This is a genomic window from Psychrobacillus sp. L4 (assembly GCF_042944905.1).
Taxonomy (GTDB): domain Bacteria; phylum Bacillota; class Bacilli; order Bacillales_A; family Planococcaceae; genus Psychrobacillus.
In genome coordinates this window covers 3,546,254-3,560,502 of sequence record NZ_CP168496.1, presented here as the reverse complement: position 1 = coordinate 3,560,502, position 14,249 = coordinate 3,546,254, and the positions used below count along the sequence as shown (strand labels likewise).

Here is a 14,249-nt window from a genome sequence, read left to right as displayed (position 1 = left end):
GGTATTTTTGTTGGACTGGGTAATCCTATCTTGGATTAGTTTGTATGTAATATTTCAAGCATTCTCCTTAGCTCACTAGCTGGAATTTGTCCAGGAGCGGACGCTTCGATTCCTGAGCCAAACGTTGCAGCGGAGCCAAAAACTTGTCCAGCTACTCGACTAATAACCCCAGTGGAGGCCATGGACATCGTAATAATTGGTCGATCTGCATACAGTGAATTCATCGTATATGTTGCATCTAATAGCGTGAGCACATCTGTTGGTGATTTAGGCATAACAGCTATTTTTGGTATATGGGCACCAAGTTCCTGCATTCTTCTAAGTCTCTGAATAATTTCTTCTTTTACGGGTGTTTTTTCGAAATCATGATTAGACATAATGATAAACACGTCATTAGCCATTGCTGATTCCACAATTTCGTGCACATTTGAAGAAAATAACTCCACATCTATTAAGTCGATTTCGTTTGTTTGCACAACTTCTTCAAGAAGCTGCTTGTAGTAAGCTTCCGTGATTTTTTTATTTCCACCTTCACGATGACTTCTAAAAGTAAACAATAGTGGAGTAGGGTATAACTCTGCACGAATGGATGAAAGTGTCTTTTTCACCGCTTCTATATTTTCAACTTCTTCTAACATATCTGCGCGCCACTCTACGATATCGGGGTTTACTTGCTTTATTGTTTTAATTTCTAAAAGAAGTTGATCTATGTTTTTCCCCATAAGAGGGACAATGATCTTCGGTATGTCTTTACCGATATGAATATCTCGAATAGAAATAATTTTCATAAAATAACTCCCCTCCAACTGTGTTTTACGTTATATTAACATACAAAGATAAAAAGGAGTGAAATAATATGAATTTTCGGCACTATGAAAATGCAGTAGATTTTGAGCAAGTGGTAACACCTTTTTTAGAAAAAAATGAAGACAAATTTAGTTTGTTTTTAGGGGTACTTCAAGCCATTAAAGACGGGAAATATGAAAATCCTTTTATGGCAACTATCGAAGAAAATGGCGAGTTGTTAGCTCTTTTCCAAATGACTCCGCCTCATCCGCTTAATATTATTTTTGTAAATGAAGAGAGAATGGCAGCAAGTATTGATATGTGTATTACGGAGTTAATCAAACAAACTATAAACATTGAATCTATCATTAGTGTAAAAGAATGGGCATATAAATTTGCGAAAAAATGGAAGGATAAGACAGGACAAGGTTTTTCCATATCGATGGATCAGGGTCTATACCGTTTAGATCAAGTAGAAGAATCACTGGATATGAGCCCTGGATCATGGCGTTATGCAACGCAAGAAGACGCATTGCTCATTGAAAAATGGTTTAGCTTATTCGAAGAGGATACTGGACTTCCGAAAACAGCGCCAGTTGAAATTAAAAAGAGAGTAAAAATGATGTTAGATGCAAATGAAGCATTTTTATGGGAAAACGAGGGGCAAATCGTATCGATGATGAAAAAAGCAAGACCAACAGCAAATGGAGTTACCGTTTCTCTCGTATTCACACCAAAAGAAGAACGGAAAAAAGGATACGCACGAACAATGGTTGCAGCGGGAAGTAAAGAACTCTTAAAAGAATTTCAATTTTGTGTCCTCTACACAGATATGCTAAATCCAACGTCTAACAAAATCTATCAAGAAATTGGCTATCAAAAATTGATAGACTCCGTACATTTGAAATTTGAAAATAATTAAGTATGCAGTGGAATGAAAACAATATAAAAGTCTTCTTGTTTAAACAGTTTCACTGTTAAACAAGGAGACTTTTTCTATTCTTGTTTATAACAGAAAGGGAAAAGGAGGGGCTTTTATCTTGAAAGTGGAAATTGTAAGTAGATGTGCATGGTTATCAAGGTATACATTTAGAAATTCTTCAAGCAATTATTGAAAAACATCTCGAAGATTTCAAGACGTATACAAAAGCTGTTTTGAAAATAGAAGAATAAAATAATGAGAATACAAGATTCTAACATGACTCAGAATTCCATGAGCGCCTCATTTAAAACATGAATAAAGCTACGTATAATTAATTTTATACGTAGCTTCAATTTTAACTTAAACCTTTCTTCATAACTGTGATTTTCCCATTATCAGAAGAAAGTCGAATCGTATTCGATCCATTTCCAAACACAGTTCGTGAATTCTTTTCACCAAACACACTTACTCGGCCATGGTCAGTTTTAGTATGAATAGATACGTCTGTAGGGTCGTTTTCGGTCTCAACTAGAATGCTGCCGTTATCCGTTTCTAACTGGATCATACGGTCGAGACTCGATGTTAGAAGCGAAATTCTTCCGTTATCGGTTTTTCCGATAATATCCCCATTTACATTTTCCATCATGATACGTCCATTATCCGTTTCTGTAATAATTTGCTCCGCATCCACATTGCGTAATTCAATTCTCCCATTATCGGTCTGGGTGGAAAGTTTATCCGTTTGGACTTTATCAATTTCAATGCGACCATTGTCCGTTTCTACTTCTAAAACAGTAGCGGCAAATTCTTTTAGACCGATGCTCCCGTTATCGGAAGTGGCTTTAATAGCTTTACCAAGTATTTTTTCTGCACGAATGCGGCCATTATCGGTTTTCATGATGATTGTTGCATACAGTTTTTTAGGAAGTGAAACATTTACTCGGAGTTCTTTAATAAAGAACAGGAAATTAAATAACTGGAATTTCTTTGTTTTTAATTGAATCGATAATGTATCGTTTACGACATTAGCAGTGAATTCTAACTTGTCGTTTTCCCCTATTAATTCCACTGTTGTCTCATCTGTTTCTGATGGGAAAACGTATAGAGAGCCGTGATCGATGTTCATTACAACGTTGGAAAATGTAGGATTAGGGATTTTAATTACTTTATTATCACGAATGATTTTTTCAGGAACATGATTTTCCAAAAGCTCTTGTGCGATTTCTTTTGGAGAACCAAGCGATGCAGCGATATCGCTATCTGCTTTTCCATCATCACGACCATTTGTAAAATACTCTTTTATATCTGAAATTATATCGTTTCTTTCATCTGCTGGAAGCCCGGTTAACGCAAGTTCTAGTTCATTTATAAATTGTTGTTCAGTCATTTTTTACACCCTCTTCGATTAGATTATTTACGCCATTTGTGAAGGTTTTCCATTCATTTAATTGTTCATGTAAATAAGTCCTGCCCAGCTCAGTGATCTTGTAATATTTACGTGGGGGTCCTTCCGATGATTCCTGTAAATAGGTTGTGAAATATCCTTCCTTCGTTAAGCGTCTCAATAATGGATAAACAGATCCTTCCGAAATTGAAATTTGGTCGGAAATTTTTTGTACAAGTTCATAGCCATATCGATCTTGCTTATCCAATAAAACAAGCACACAAAGATTTAATACTCCCTTTTTAAATTGAATATTCATTTTGTCTTTCACTCCTTTCGCTACTATTCAATAAACAGTACCTTTGATAGTAATATATCATACGGTATTATTCTATGCAAGGTACTGATTAAAATATTCTAAATAAGTTATAATCTAAGTAACGAAAGGATGAAGTTGTATGAACCCTTTTACTGAAAAAGTGATTGAAATAATAAAATCCATTCCTGCAGGTAAAGTCATGACATACGGACAAATTGCCAAAAATGCTGGAAGTCCAAGAGGTGCAAGGCAAGTGGTACGAATACTCCATACAATGAGTTCGAAACACAAGCTACCATGGCATCGTGTCATCAATATTAAAGGAGAAATATCTATTCCAGATGAAGAATCTGCCTACTCTCAAAGAGCGATGCTAGAAGCAGAAGGAGTATGTTTTCGTTCAAATGGGCTCGTGGATCTAAAAAAATCAAGATATGTATCCGAAATTAATGATGTAGATATAATCTAATGAATGAAGTGGGGAAAAGAACATGTTTAAATGGCAAGGTGCAGCAGGTATTTGTATAAATGAAAAACAGGAGGTGCTAATGGTTCTTCAAGCAGCTCCAGGAGAAGAAAAGCAATGGACAGTTCCGTCTGGGACAATGGAAGATGGGGAAACGTTTGAAGAATGCTGTATAAGGGAGTTTTGGGAAGAAACGGGCTTTAACATTCGTATTACTGAAAAAGTACATAATAAAAGCGGCATTATTAGTGAACATGGAATTTCATATAATGTGGAATACTTTATAGTAGAGATAGTTAGTGGGGAAATGACAATCCAAGATCCAGACGAGTTTATCCATGAAATAGCTTGGAAATCGATAGAAGAAATTGCGACCCTTCCTTTGGCTTATCCAGAAGATATCCACATAATCGAACAAGTATTAAAAAACTAGAAGGGTTAAACCTTCTAGTTTTTTGCATAGATTAAAATAGCATCTCTTAAAAACTCTGCTGCACCGGGTTGGATTTTGTCGTAATATGCAGTAAATCTTTCATCTGCTACATACATTTCGGCAAGTCCGGCATGTGCTTCTTTGGAGTACTTATCCCAGTAAAAGCTTAGCCATTGGCGGTGCATATCTGCTGTTTTTTGGGCAAGTTCTCCCGCTGGGTCACCCGTTTGCATCGCATCTTTCAAACTATTTAATACTTGTTGCTCTAAGTTAGACACCTCTTCAAACTGTGCTTGTGTCATGCCTTTTAATTTTGCATTCGATTTATTGACAGCATCCTCACCATATTTTTCTCGAATTTCTTCTCCGTACTTTTTCTCATTGTCATCCACAAGTTTTTGTTTAAAGCCTTTAAATTTCTCTTTATCTGTCATTGTAATTCCCCTCTCAGTTTGTTGAATAGATTTATCGACATTGTCGATTAATAAATCTAATTGTGCTCTTTTTTCGAGCAGTTTTTCCCGATGTTCCTTTAATGCAGTTACTTTGTCGAATGCCTCCGAAGTCATTATTTCTTTAATGCTATCCAAATTCACCCCAAGCTCTCGGTAAAACAAAATTTGTTGCAGTCTGTCTACTTCCGCAGAACTATAAATACGATAGCCAGATGAATTGATGCGTGCTGGTTTAAGTAATCCAATTTCATCGTAATACCTAAGCGTCCGCGTACTTATTCCCGCTAATTGACCAAGCTTTTGTATCGTATATTCCACGACAATCCCTCCTCATAACTACAGTCTAAACCTTTACGTAACGTCAAGGTCAAGTAAATAATAATAAATTGTTCAAATTGTTTTATTTCTTTATAATGAAAGAACAAGAAGTTAGTTTTATACATTCGAGTAGAAGAAATCATGTAACAGTTAGAGCTGTGGAAGACAGATTTTAGGAGAACGAATAGCGAAACTGGATAATAAATCAGTTCCGAAAGGGTGTGCTTCTTCATTCGCTCCAGAATAGATTGCCATCATATTAAATAAGAACACGTAAAGGGGGAATATGAAATGACAACAATAGGTTTTGTAAGACATGGTGTGACCGCTTGGAATAAAGAGGGAAGAGCACAAGGAACAACAGATGTACCACTGGATGAGGAAGGAATCGAAATGGCGGAGAGGGTTGCCGATAGAATCGAACAAGAAGAATGGGACATCATTTATACAAGTCCTTTAATTCGTGCGAAAAGAACTGCCGAGATCATTGCTGAAAAACAACCGGAGACTGATTTTGTTGTTGACAAGCGACTGGGGGAAATCGGTGGAGGTATTATTGAAGGTACAACAGAGGGAGAGCGAGTTGCAAAATGGGGCTTTGGATGGAGAAAATTAGAATTGGGATTTGAGCCAGAAGAGGTTATTATTGCTCGTGGTATGTCTTTTATAGAAGATGTTAAGCAGGCGCACCCTGGAAAACGAATATTAGTTGTTAGTCACGGAGGTTTTATTGGAAGGTTAATCAAAGTTCTTGTGCCAAACGGTGAGTTCGATTTAGATATAGGAAATACTGCGCTGACAGTGATAGAATTAAAAGACACTAAAAACTTATGTCACCTGTTCAATTGTATGAAACATTTAGAAATGAGGGAAGTGTAATGCAGAAGGATGCCAGTTATTACGTACACCATTTAGGTTTGGAGCCCCACCCGGAAGGTGGATATTATAAAAGTACATATAATTCCGAGCAATCAATAGACGCATTTGGAACAACTCGAAAGCTTTATACGAGTATTTATTTTCTAATAGGAGAAGGAGATGTATCGCATTTACACCGACTAAAGTCAGATGAAATATGGTATTTTCACGGCGGAAGTTCTTTGCTAGTCCATGTGATTGATGAAGAAGGAAATTATTTCGAACATAAGCTAGGGCTTGATTTGGAAAACGGAGAAACACCTCAAGTGTTGGTACCTAAAAATGCTATTTTTGGTTCATCTGTTAGCGAGAATGGAATATTTTCGCTCGTTGGCTGTATGGTTGCTCCTGGCTTTGATTTTGAAGACTTCGAACTTTTCACGCAAAGTGAGTTATTGGAAAAGTATCCGCAGCATGAACAAATCATTCGTAAAATGGCTTATGAAAAACTGCCAGAATAAAATTAGCGACCTTGAGATCATTCTTGAGGTCGCTTTTGTTAGTTTAAATGTATTGTAATTAAGATAGGCCCATACATTGTATGCAGTTAAATTAAGGGTATAATGGTTACACTTAAAGAAATAGAAAATGAGCAACATCATTCATTTGGGGGTACTTTTATGATCAAAAAAGTGATATTATTCCTTTTTTTGTTTTTAGTAATCGTATTTGTTACGTTAATTATAGATAGCAATAAAGAACAAAAAGAAATGATAGATAAAGGGGCAACACCCACAGTAAAAGAACCATCCAAAGTAGAATCTTTAGTACAGCTTGTTTTTGAGCTTGCAGAAAAAGGGCAATCAATGGATGTTCCGTTTATTGTAGGTGAGACGGATGTTCAAGATGTACATCAATTATGGGGAGCGCCGGAGGAAAAAAGCGAAGTTTCAACAGCTATTTATGAAGACTTTTTATCCAAAAACGTGACAATCGGTCATCGTTCCAATATTGTTTTTGATATTCGATCCTCTTCTATAGCTATTCAACAAATCCATTTAGAGGATATTGAAAGGATAAAGGGGGAAGCAGATGAAATTCGAAGTTACCAAGACGATAAAGTAAACCAAACGATTCTCATTTATGAAGTTTCCTCCAAATACCAACTGAAATGGATTTTACCGAAAGTGACAGAAAGCGAACCTAATCCAGCAGTTGATCATGTATCCGTTTATATGGAAGTGGAAGAAGAAACCCCATCTATTTCTGACATGAGTTTGGACGAAAAAATAGGACAAATGATTTTTGCGGGGATGGACGGTACAAGTTTAACTAATGAATTTAAAGAATTAATTTCAACGGATAAAATTGGGGGAATGATCTTTTATAAAGAAAATCTAAAAAATGCTAATCAAACTATCTCTTTATTAAATGCAATAAAAGCCGAAAATGAAAAGGAAAAGTTTCCACTATTTTTAGGTGTTGATCAAGAGGGAGGTAGAATATCGAGGCTACCTGGACTAAATAAGACGCCTACAAATCAAGAAATTGGGAAACAAAATGATCCAGCTCTTTCTTATAATATAGGTACTCTTTTAGGAAAAGTGATGAATGCATTCGGTTTTAATCTCGATTTTGCACCGGTGCTGGATGTGAATAGTAATCCTAAAAACCCCATTATTGGAGATCGTTCTTTTGGCGAAAACGCAGAGATTGTGAGTAAACTTGGCATACAGACGATGAAAGGTATTCAAAGTGAAAATGTTATTTCCGTGGTGAAGCATTTCCCAGGCCACGGTGATACGGCAGTGGATTCTCATTTAGAACTTCCAATCATCCAGAAAAATATAAAAGAACTATATGCGCTAGAGTTAATTCCATTTAAAGATGCTATCGAGCATGGAGCGGATGTCGTCATGGTTGCCCATATTCTATTGCCAAAGATTGATGCAAAGTTTCCTTCTTCTATGTCCCATACCATTATTACGGGTATATTAAGGGAACAACTTCAATTCGATGGAGTGGTGATGACCGACGATATGACGATGAATGCAATACTAGGTCATTATGAAATTGGACAAGCTGCGGTGGACGCAGTGAAAGCTGGGAACGATATTGTGTTAGTAGCGCATGATTATCAAAAGTTGAAAAGGGCCATTGATGCGATTAAACAAGCAGTTCATAATGGAGAGATTTCAGAGGAACGAATAAATACAAGTGTAAATCGCATTCTTTTGTTGAAGGAAAAGTATAAACTGAGTAACGAGCAAGTAAAAGACATAGACTTAAAAGGGATAAACCAATCAATAGAACAAACTATAGGGAAATAACAATAAAAAAAGGATTTCCAGCGCCAATGGAAGTCCTTTTTTAAGAGAAAGTATATGAAATGGGCTACTAGAAATCCGGCATTTATTGATGTAGCTAAATTTATAGCGTCATTCTATACGCTATTTTTCAGTGCCTTCCAATTAGTCTCGGGTGAACTAAAATTGGTCTCGCTTTCGGATAAATAGCACTTGGGAAATAGAGAAGACATAATGCACTTAAGGTCGCTTGCACTTTTCTTATATCCCATTTTTTCGCAAGCTAACATATAGGGAACCGTTTGTTTGAAGCTGAGCGTAATAAACCTCTTCGACCGAATCAACGCCTTGTTTTCGAAGCTTTTTCATCACCCATTCCTCCGTTAGATCCAATTCCTCCAGGTTTTTGTAAACAATTACCCCATCTGAGATGATTTCAGAAGGCATATAGGTTGGCAGTGAAACATCTGCTTTTACATCTAGTTTGGTTGCTTCTTGTTGGGCCACTTTTTTAAAGACACTTAACTTTCCATTTGTTTCGAGTACTGCATAATGAACATCTTGAATAGAGAAAATAGACTGTTCTCGAAGCATCATTAATACATCATCCATATGTAAACGTGCTTTTTTTATGGACTTTATGGAAATTTCTCCATCTTTAATAACAATAGTAGGATTATCGTCGACTAGCGTACGTGCTTTTGTCGATTTTAACGTAATATAACTCATGACTAATGTAAGGATTGCCCACCAGATAAGAGCAATATAACCGTCGATAAAAGGAGTTTCCTTTTGGGCTGCAATTTCGGAAGCAATTGAACCAATCGTAATACCTGTAATATAATGGAAAAATGTAAGTTGGCTAAGTTGTTTTTTTCCTAATATCCTAGCAAGTAATAGGAGGGTTGCAAAAGAAACTGTCGTTCGTATAATCATTTCCCAAAAGTGAATATCAAATAAATTTTTCATTTATCTAAACTCCTTTGTAAATTAAAGTTCTCCAATATAGTCTTTCCAAAAGAGTTCGAACTATCCTTTTTTCTTCCGGGTTGGAATTGACTTTTGCGTTATAATGATTTTATTAACAAAATTCAACAAGTGAAAGAGCGTGAAGAAAAAATATGTCTACATCAAATGCTTCGCATAAAATCAGTAATCCTGTTTATCCAATCATGTTTGCTATTAGCGTCTGCCATTTATTTAATGACTCATTGCAATCTGTGATTCCTGCAATGTTTCCTGTTTTGGAAAAAGAAATAGGTTTAACATTCACCCAATTAGGATTAATATCTTTTATGTTAAATATTGTTGCATCTGTTTTGCAACCAGTTGTTGGATTTATTAGTGATAAAAAACCGATGCCATACGCACTCCCACTTGGAATGATTAGTTCTTTTTTCGGAATGGCTGGACTCGCTTTTGCCCCTCAGTACTGGGTGATTCTTGTATCCGTAATATTCCTTGGACTTGGCTCGGCCGTATTTCATCCCGAAGGCTCTCGAGTTTCCTATATGGCGGCAGGTTCTAAAAGAGGACTTTCACAGTCTATTTACCAAGTAGGAGGAAATTCTGGACAAGCATTAGCACCTCTTATCAGTGCCTTTATTTTAGTGCCATTAGGTCAAAAAGGTGCAGCACTTTTTTTAATTGTAGCGGCTGCTGGAATATTTATATTATCTAAGATTTCAAAATGGTATAAGAAGCAATTGGAGGAAGAAAAGTTTTCAAAAAGGAAAATAGCACTTCTTTCCTCGTTGCCACCACTGTCTAAAAAACAGATAGGAATTGCTTTATCGCTTCTAATGATTATTATTTTCGCAAGATCATTCTACGTAACGAATATGACTAACTTTTATATTTTTCACTTGATGAAAAACTACAGTTTAACAATCAAAGAAGGGCAATTATTAATTTTTGTCTTTTTAGCGATGGGAGCAGTTGGCACTTTCTTTGGTGGGCCAATGGCGGATCGTCTAGGTAGAAGAAATGTTATTTTACTATCTATGGCAGTGCCGATTCCTTTGTGTTTAATATTGCCATATGTTCCGATTTGGGCAGTGGTGTTATTACTAATAGTTATTGGTTTCTTCCTCATGCTCAGTTTTTCAGTGACCGTCGTTTACGCACAAGAGCTTGTACCAAGTAAAATTGGCACGATGGCAGGTTTAACGGTTGGACTTGCATTTGGAATGGGAGCGATAGGAGCAGTCGTTATTGGTATTTTGATGGATCATGTAGGAGTTTATACGACAATGATTGTTGTTTCCACACTTCCACTTATTGGACTTGTGGCAATTGCGCTGCCTAAAGATCGGAAAATTACAGCTAACAATTAATAATGCAATAACATCAATATTCTATAAACTTATTCTGATATATTGCATTCTGCAGCTATACATAGTATCATCAATTCTGATATATTGCATGCTGAAGAAATGATAGAAATCATTTGAATTGCATTCATCTAAGAGAAACCATAGCGGAAAAAAAAAAATGATTGTTTATCATTACAGGAGGCAGAACAAATGAACACAAAATTACCATTTACCAATTATCTTGTAATTGGTGTGATGTTATTTGCATTATTTTTTGGGGCAGGGAATCTCATTTTTCCTGCAAGCTTAGGGCAGAATGCTGGAACAAATGTATGGCCAGCGGTGATTGGATTTTTGACAACTGGAATAGGATTACCTTTCTTAGGTACACTCGCAATGGGCTTTTCAGGAAGTAAAAATTTGCAAGATTTATCTAGTAGAGTACATCCACTATTTGGCGTAATTTTTACAACTATATTATACTTAACGATTGGACCTTTTTTTGCGTTACCACGAACAGGTGCGGTTTCTTTTGAAGTTGGTATCCTACCATTTCTCAGTGCTGATCATGCAAAGATTGGGTTATTAATATTTACGATTATATTCTTTGGAGTTACGCTTTTATTTTCACTTAATCCATCTAAAATTGTGGATAATGTAGGGAAGTATTTATCTCCTGGAATAATTATTGGATTATTCATTTTATTGTTATTTGTTTTCATTAAACCGATGGGTGGTTTTGAAGCACCTCATGGAAGTTATGTAGACAATGCTTTTATGACTGGTTTTACAGAAGGTTACAATACAATGGATGCTTTGGCTTCGTTAGTATTCGGTATTATCGTTATCACGGCAGTTCGTTCGATGGGAATCACATCGACAAAAGGAATAATTGCTGCTACTGCGAAGTCAGGTGGGATTGCCATCTTCTTCTTAGGTGTTATTTATGCAGGTATTGGTTATTTAGGAGCGACAAGTACAGAACTTTTTGGCATATTTGCTAACGGAGGTCCAGTTTTGAGTAGTGCGTCCGAGCATTATTTTGGATCATTTGGGGCCATTCTTTTATCGATCATCATCTTCTTAGCTTGCTTGACTACTAGTATCGGTCTAACAACTGCATGCGGTGAGTATTTTCATACGTTAATGCCTAAAATAAGCTATAAAGCATTTGTCATTTTCTTCAGCATCTTTACTTGTATTATTGCTAACTTCGGATTATCAAATATCATTACTTACTCAATCCCGGTATTAATGCTTCTATATCCATTGGCTATTGTATTAATCTTGTTAGCGTTTCTGTCACCATTATTTAAACATGCAAGACTTGTGTATGTAAGCGTCATGTTTGTTACATTTTTAATTAGTGTGATTGATGGTTTGAAAGCTTTATGTAAATCTCTAGAAATCGATTATTTCGGATGGATGAATCCAATAATGTCCTTTTATGAAAACTATTTGCCGTTTTACGGTGTTGGTCTGGGATGGTTAATCCCTTTCTTAGTTGTAATTCTAATTACAGGGGTTATCGGAAGAATGCAAAAAAGATAAAGCTTTTAAATAGATCTATTAACAAAAGCCCTTGATTAATCATCAAGGGCTTGTTTCTATTAAAACTCTTCAATTGTATAAATCCAATTTGCTCGCATTGTTTCTGCTACTTTTTGAGAATCCTTTTCTCTTAATAGATGAATAATTTCTGCATGCTGCTTGATGGAGTGTTCTCTTAAAACAATCTTTTCATAATAGAATAATCTTCGAACATGTGCTTGAAGCATCTCTATCATAGAAAGTATGTATGGATTATTGGCACTGTCTACAATAATTTGATGGAATTCTTCATCTACCTTTAATGCAGTAGTAAATTCCTTCGCATATAATGCATCGGCAAACTCCCTGTTTTTTTCTTCCAACAATTCAAGTGTGGCATCATCCATATTTTGAATAGATAGCTCCGCTGCAAGCGCTTGCAATACTGCTAACGGTGGTAGAAGATTATTAATATCTTGCGTTTCTACAGCTGTCACCTGTGTTGCTCTTCCGGGTTGCATGGTTACAAAACCTTGCGATTCTAGAAGTTGCAAAGACTCACGAATTGGTGTTCTACTCACACCTAAAGCCTGTGCAAGCTCTATATCATTTAGTTTTTCTTCCGGTTGAAGAGTACCGTCGATTATCCACTGTTGTAACTGATTGAAAGCATGAAGTTTTGCGGTAGTTCGAACAGGTTTTGTATGATTCACTGGTATAGGCATTTGATACCCTCCCTCAATTATCTTAATAGTTTAATAGTATTATACAATATATTGCATTTTTAGTGTATAATTTTTTAATTTTCAAGAATTTTTAGCGTCATTGACTTTACGTCTATTACACATTCTTCTGCTATTATATCTTGAAGCATGACCTCTTTAAAATAAGAAACGCTTTTTTCAAGTGGAATATGAAGAATTTTCGTTAGTGCATTTTCGTACATTTTCAAAAACTCGATATCCATGTTGCCCCGTTGTAGCTCTGCAAAAGCCTCGTATACTTGATCTAGCTTATCAGCAAGCTCTAACAATCTACCTTCAATCGTTTCGTCTTTTCCTTCCTTCATACGATCAAAAAAGATTGTTTGGAACTCTGTAGGAATTTCGTCTAAGATAAATTTTTCCATCATCTTTTCTTCCACATGAGAAAGCATTTGTTTCAGTTCAGGAGAAGCGTGTTTTACGGGTGTTTTAATGTCACCGATGAATATTTCTGCAAAGTCATGGTTAATGGTTTTTTCGTAAAGCGACTTCCAGTTAATAGTTGCACCATTGTTCTCTTCGATTGTAGCAAAAAACATCGCATATTGCGAAACCTTCCAAGAATGAGCAGCTACATTATGCTCTTCAAATTTAAAGCGTCCGGGACATCGTATAATTCTTTCTAAATCGTTCATGCTCATAAAAAACTTATGAATACCCATTAACAAACACTCCTTTCTATTTATAATACTTTAATTGGTGGAAATAATGTAATGAAAGTATTATTGTATGTTGGCAAAAAAATAAGGTAATATGAATGAAAAAATGAAAAGAGGAATAAATTTGACTGAAATACTTGCAAATGAAGGATTCGAACCTGTACGAAACATTGCAATTGATGAGGACAGGTCAGCACTTCGATTTGGTAGAGTAGAAAATATTAAGAAGATGGTAAGAAAATTTACGTATACGAAAGTAAGAAAAGAGCGCACAAATGATCAATGATGCAATAAAACAATTACAATTTGTTTCAGATACAATTATAGAATTGCTTCAACAAGTAGATAATGAACTTTTACATAAACGTCCAATTGCGAACAAAATGAGTGTATGGGAGGTTTGTGTGCATCTCTCCCAAATACCAGGAGCAGATTTGCATATTCAAAAAAAATATTCGAAAGAGCAAATGATGGAGTACTATCAAACGCATAGACTGGATACTATAGAGAATGTCATCGCACACTTTTTAGAAGGGATACAGGAACTTATTTTTTACTATAAAGCACTTTCTAAAGAAGAAGTAGAAAGACAATTCAAGACGTATTGGGGAAGTGAATACAGTATGGCAGAATGGTTTATTCAAATCATAAATCACTTAGTGCATCACCGTTCACAGCTATACCAATATTTGTTGTTACTAAATCGAGAGGTACAAATAGTTTTATTTCGCTGA

The 14,249-nt window shown here is 35.8% G+C and carries 17 protein-coding genes; 10 read left to right on the top strand and 7 right to left on the bottom strand.

The window, feature by feature from the left end:
* Positions 1 to 35: 35 nt before the first annotated feature.
* Entirely contained in the window at positions 36 to 788 is a 753-nt protein-coding gene (gene aroD, locus ACEPXG_RS17175; RefSeq protein ID WP_391205081.1) for a type I 3-dehydroquinate dehydratase, read from the bottom strand.
* A 68-nt stretch (positions 789 to 856) separates the two neighbouring features.
* Here aroD and ACEPXG_RS17170 point away from each other — a divergent pair, with 68 nt between their 5' ends.
* Complete coding sequence (locus ACEPXG_RS17170) at positions 857 to 1,708, top strand: GNAT family N-acetyltransferase (protein ID WP_391205078.1); 852 nt, start codon at positions 857 to 859, stop codon at positions 1,706 to 1,708.
* Positions 1,709 to 2,063: 355 nt separating this feature from the next.
* On the opposite strand, the gene ACEPXG_RS17165 is transcribed toward ACEPXG_RS17170, so the two are convergent.
* Positions 2,064 to 3,095, bottom strand: coding sequence for a DUF4097 family beta strand repeat-containing protein (locus tag ACEPXG_RS17165; RefSeq protein ID WP_391205075.1), 1,032 nt, complete (start codon positions 3,093 to 3,095; stop codon positions 2,064 to 2,066).
* Positions 3,088 to 3,411: a PadR family transcriptional regulator gene (locus tag ACEPXG_RS17160; protein ID WP_391205072.1), complete on the bottom strand. Its 324-nt coding sequence runs from the start codon at positions 3,409 to 3,411 to the stop codon at positions 3,088 to 3,090. The genes ACEPXG_RS17165 and ACEPXG_RS17160 overlap by 8 nt, the downstream gene beginning before the upstream one ends.
* A gap of 139 nt (positions 3,412 to 3,550) precedes the next feature.
* Here ACEPXG_RS17160 and ACEPXG_RS17155 point away from each other — a divergent pair, with 139 nt between their 5' ends.
* Both ACEPXG_RS17155 and ACEPXG_RS17150 read left to right on the top strand, forming a co-directional pair.
* Positions 3,551 to 3,880, top strand: coding sequence for an MGMT family protein (locus ACEPXG_RS17155; RefSeq protein ID WP_391205069.1), 330 nt, complete (start codon positions 3,551 to 3,553; stop codon positions 3,878 to 3,880).
* A 22-nt stretch (positions 3,881 to 3,902) separates the two neighbouring features.
* Positions 3,903 to 4,310, top strand: a complete 408-nt coding sequence (locus tag ACEPXG_RS17150; protein ID WP_391205066.1) for an NUDIX hydrolase — start codon at positions 3,903 to 3,905, stop codon at positions 4,308 to 4,310.
* Between the two features lie 14 nt (positions 4,311 to 4,324).
* On the opposite strand, the gene ACEPXG_RS17145 is transcribed toward ACEPXG_RS17150, so the two are convergent.
* Positions 4,325 to 5,083, bottom strand: coding sequence for a MerR family transcriptional regulator (locus ACEPXG_RS17145; RefSeq protein WP_391205063.1), 759 nt, complete (start codon positions 5,081 to 5,083; stop codon positions 4,325 to 4,327).
* A 291-nt stretch (positions 5,084 to 5,374) separates the two neighbouring features.
* On the opposite strand from ACEPXG_RS17145, the gene ACEPXG_RS17140 reads away from it, so the two are divergent.
* The 3 genes from ACEPXG_RS17140 to nagZ all read left to right on the top strand — a co-directional run bounded on the left by ACEPXG_RS17140 (position 5,375) and on the right by nagZ (position 8,271).
* Positions 5,375 to 5,962 carry a histidine phosphatase family protein gene (locus tag ACEPXG_RS17140; RefSeq protein ID WP_391205061.1) on the top strand — a complete coding sequence of 196 codons (588 nt, stop codon included), beginning with the start codon at positions 5,375 to 5,377 and terminating at the stop codon, positions 5,960 to 5,962.
* A complete protein-coding gene (locus tag ACEPXG_RS17135) occupies positions 5,962 to 6,462 on the top strand; it encodes a cupin domain-containing protein (protein WP_391205060.1) in 501 nt (166 codons plus the stop codon). Before ACEPXG_RS17140 ends, ACEPXG_RS17135 begins: the two co-directional genes overlap by 1 nt.
* Before the next feature lie 159 nt (positions 6,463 to 6,621).
* Positions 6,622 to 8,271, top strand: a complete 1,650-nt coding sequence (gene nagZ, locus ACEPXG_RS17130) for a beta-N-acetylhexosaminidase (protein ID WP_391205058.1) — start codon at positions 6,622 to 6,624, stop codon at positions 8,269 to 8,271.
* Between the two features lie 237 nt (positions 8,272 to 8,508).
* On the opposite strand, the gene ACEPXG_RS17125 is transcribed toward nagZ, so the two are convergent.
* Entirely contained in the window at positions 8,509 to 9,216 is a 708-nt protein-coding gene (locus ACEPXG_RS17125; protein ID WP_391205056.1) for a YetF domain-containing protein, read from the bottom strand.
* A 152-nt stretch (positions 9,217 to 9,368) separates the two neighbouring features.
* On the opposite strand from ACEPXG_RS17125, the gene ACEPXG_RS17120 reads away from it, so the two are divergent.
* Both ACEPXG_RS17120 and brnQ read left to right on the top strand, forming a co-directional pair.
* On the top strand, positions 9,369 to 10,583 hold the full coding sequence (locus ACEPXG_RS17120) for an MFS transporter (protein ID WP_391205054.1): 1,215 nt from the start codon (positions 9,369 to 9,371) through the stop codon (positions 10,581 to 10,583).
* Positions 10,584 to 10,772: 189 nt separating this feature from the next.
* The gene (gene brnQ, locus ACEPXG_RS17115) at positions 10,773 to 12,113 is read left to right on the top strand and encodes a branched-chain amino acid transport system II carrier protein (protein ID WP_391205052.1); all 1,341 of its coding nucleotides are present in this window, start codon (positions 10,773 to 10,775) and stop codon (positions 12,111 to 12,113) included.
* Between the two features lie 59 nt (positions 12,114 to 12,172).
* Here brnQ and ACEPXG_RS17110 read toward each other — a convergent pair whose 3' ends face one another.
* Together ACEPXG_RS17110 and ACEPXG_RS17105 are read right to left on the bottom strand one after the other, a co-directional pair.
* A complete protein-coding gene (locus tag ACEPXG_RS17110) occupies positions 12,173 to 12,817 on the bottom strand; it encodes a GntR family transcriptional regulator (protein ID WP_391205049.1) in 645 nt (214 codons plus the stop codon).
* A 74-nt stretch (positions 12,818 to 12,891) separates the two neighbouring features.
* Positions 12,892 to 13,518 (bottom strand): YfbR-like 5'-deoxynucleotidase, encoded by a 627-nt coding sequence (locus ACEPXG_RS17105; protein WP_391205047.1) that lies wholly within the window; start codon positions 13,516 to 13,518, stop codon positions 12,892 to 12,894.
* 121 nt (positions 13,519 to 13,639) lie between these two features.
* Between ACEPXG_RS17105 and ACEPXG_RS17100 the strand changes: the two genes are divergently transcribed.
* Entirely contained in the window at positions 13,640 to 13,801 is a 162-nt protein-coding gene (locus tag ACEPXG_RS17100) for a hypothetical protein (protein ID WP_391205045.1), read from the top strand.
* On the top strand, positions 13,791 to 14,249 hold the full coding sequence (locus ACEPXG_RS17095) for a DinB family protein (RefSeq protein ID WP_391205043.1): 459 nt from the start codon (positions 13,791 to 13,793) through the stop codon (positions 14,247 to 14,249). Before ACEPXG_RS17100 ends, ACEPXG_RS17095 begins: the two co-directional genes overlap by 11 nt.

Coding starts and splice junctions, on each gene's coding strand:
- aroD (WP_391205081.1), bottom strand. CDS start 788: ATGAAAATTATTTCTATTCGAGATATTCATATCGGTAAAGACATACCG.
- ACEPXG_RS17170 (WP_391205078.1), top strand. CDS start 857: ATGAATTTTCGGCACTATGAAAATGCAGTAGATTTTGAGCAAGTGGTA.
- ACEPXG_RS17165 (WP_391205075.1), bottom strand. CDS start 3,095: ATGACTGAACAACAATTTATAAATGAACTAGAACTTGCGTTAACCGGG.
- ACEPXG_RS17160 (WP_391205072.1), bottom strand. CDS start 3,411: ATGAATATTCAATTTAAAAAGGGAGTATTAAATCTTTGTGTGCTTGTT.
- ACEPXG_RS17155 (WP_391205069.1), top strand. CDS start 3,551: ATGAACCCTTTTACTGAAAAAGTGATTGAAATAATAAAATCCATTCCT.
- ACEPXG_RS17150 (WP_391205066.1), top strand. CDS start 3,903: ATGTTTAAATGGCAAGGTGCAGCAGGTATTTGTATAAATGAAAAACAG.
- ACEPXG_RS17140 (WP_391205061.1), top strand. CDS start 5,375: ATGACAACAATAGGTTTTGTAAGACATGGTGTGACCGCTTGGAATAAA.
- ACEPXG_RS17135 (WP_391205060.1), top strand. CDS start 5,962: ATGCAGAAGGATGCCAGTTATTACGTACACCATTTAGGTTTGGAGCCC.
- nagZ (WP_391205058.1), top strand. CDS start 6,622: ATGATCAAAAAAGTGATATTATTCCTTTTTTTGTTTTTAGTAATCGTA.
- ACEPXG_RS17125 (WP_391205056.1), bottom strand. CDS start 9,216: ATGAAAAATTTATTTGATATTCACTTTTGGGAAATGATTATACGAACG.
- ACEPXG_RS17120 (WP_391205054.1), top strand. CDS start 9,369: ATGTCTACATCAAATGCTTCGCATAAAATCAGTAATCCTGTTTATCCA.
- brnQ (WP_391205052.1), top strand. CDS start 10,773: ATGAACACAAAATTACCATTTACCAATTATCTTGTAATTGGTGTGATG.
- ACEPXG_RS17110 (WP_391205049.1), bottom strand. CDS start 12,817: ATGCCTATACCAGTGAATCATACAAAACCTGTTCGAACTACCGCAAAA.
- ACEPXG_RS17105 (WP_391205047.1), bottom strand. CDS start 13,518: ATGGGTATTCATAAGTTTTTTATGAGCATGAACGATTTAGAAAGAATT.
- ACEPXG_RS17095 (WP_391205043.1), top strand. CDS start 13,791: ATGATCAATGATGCAATAAAACAATTACAATTTGTTTCAGATACAATT.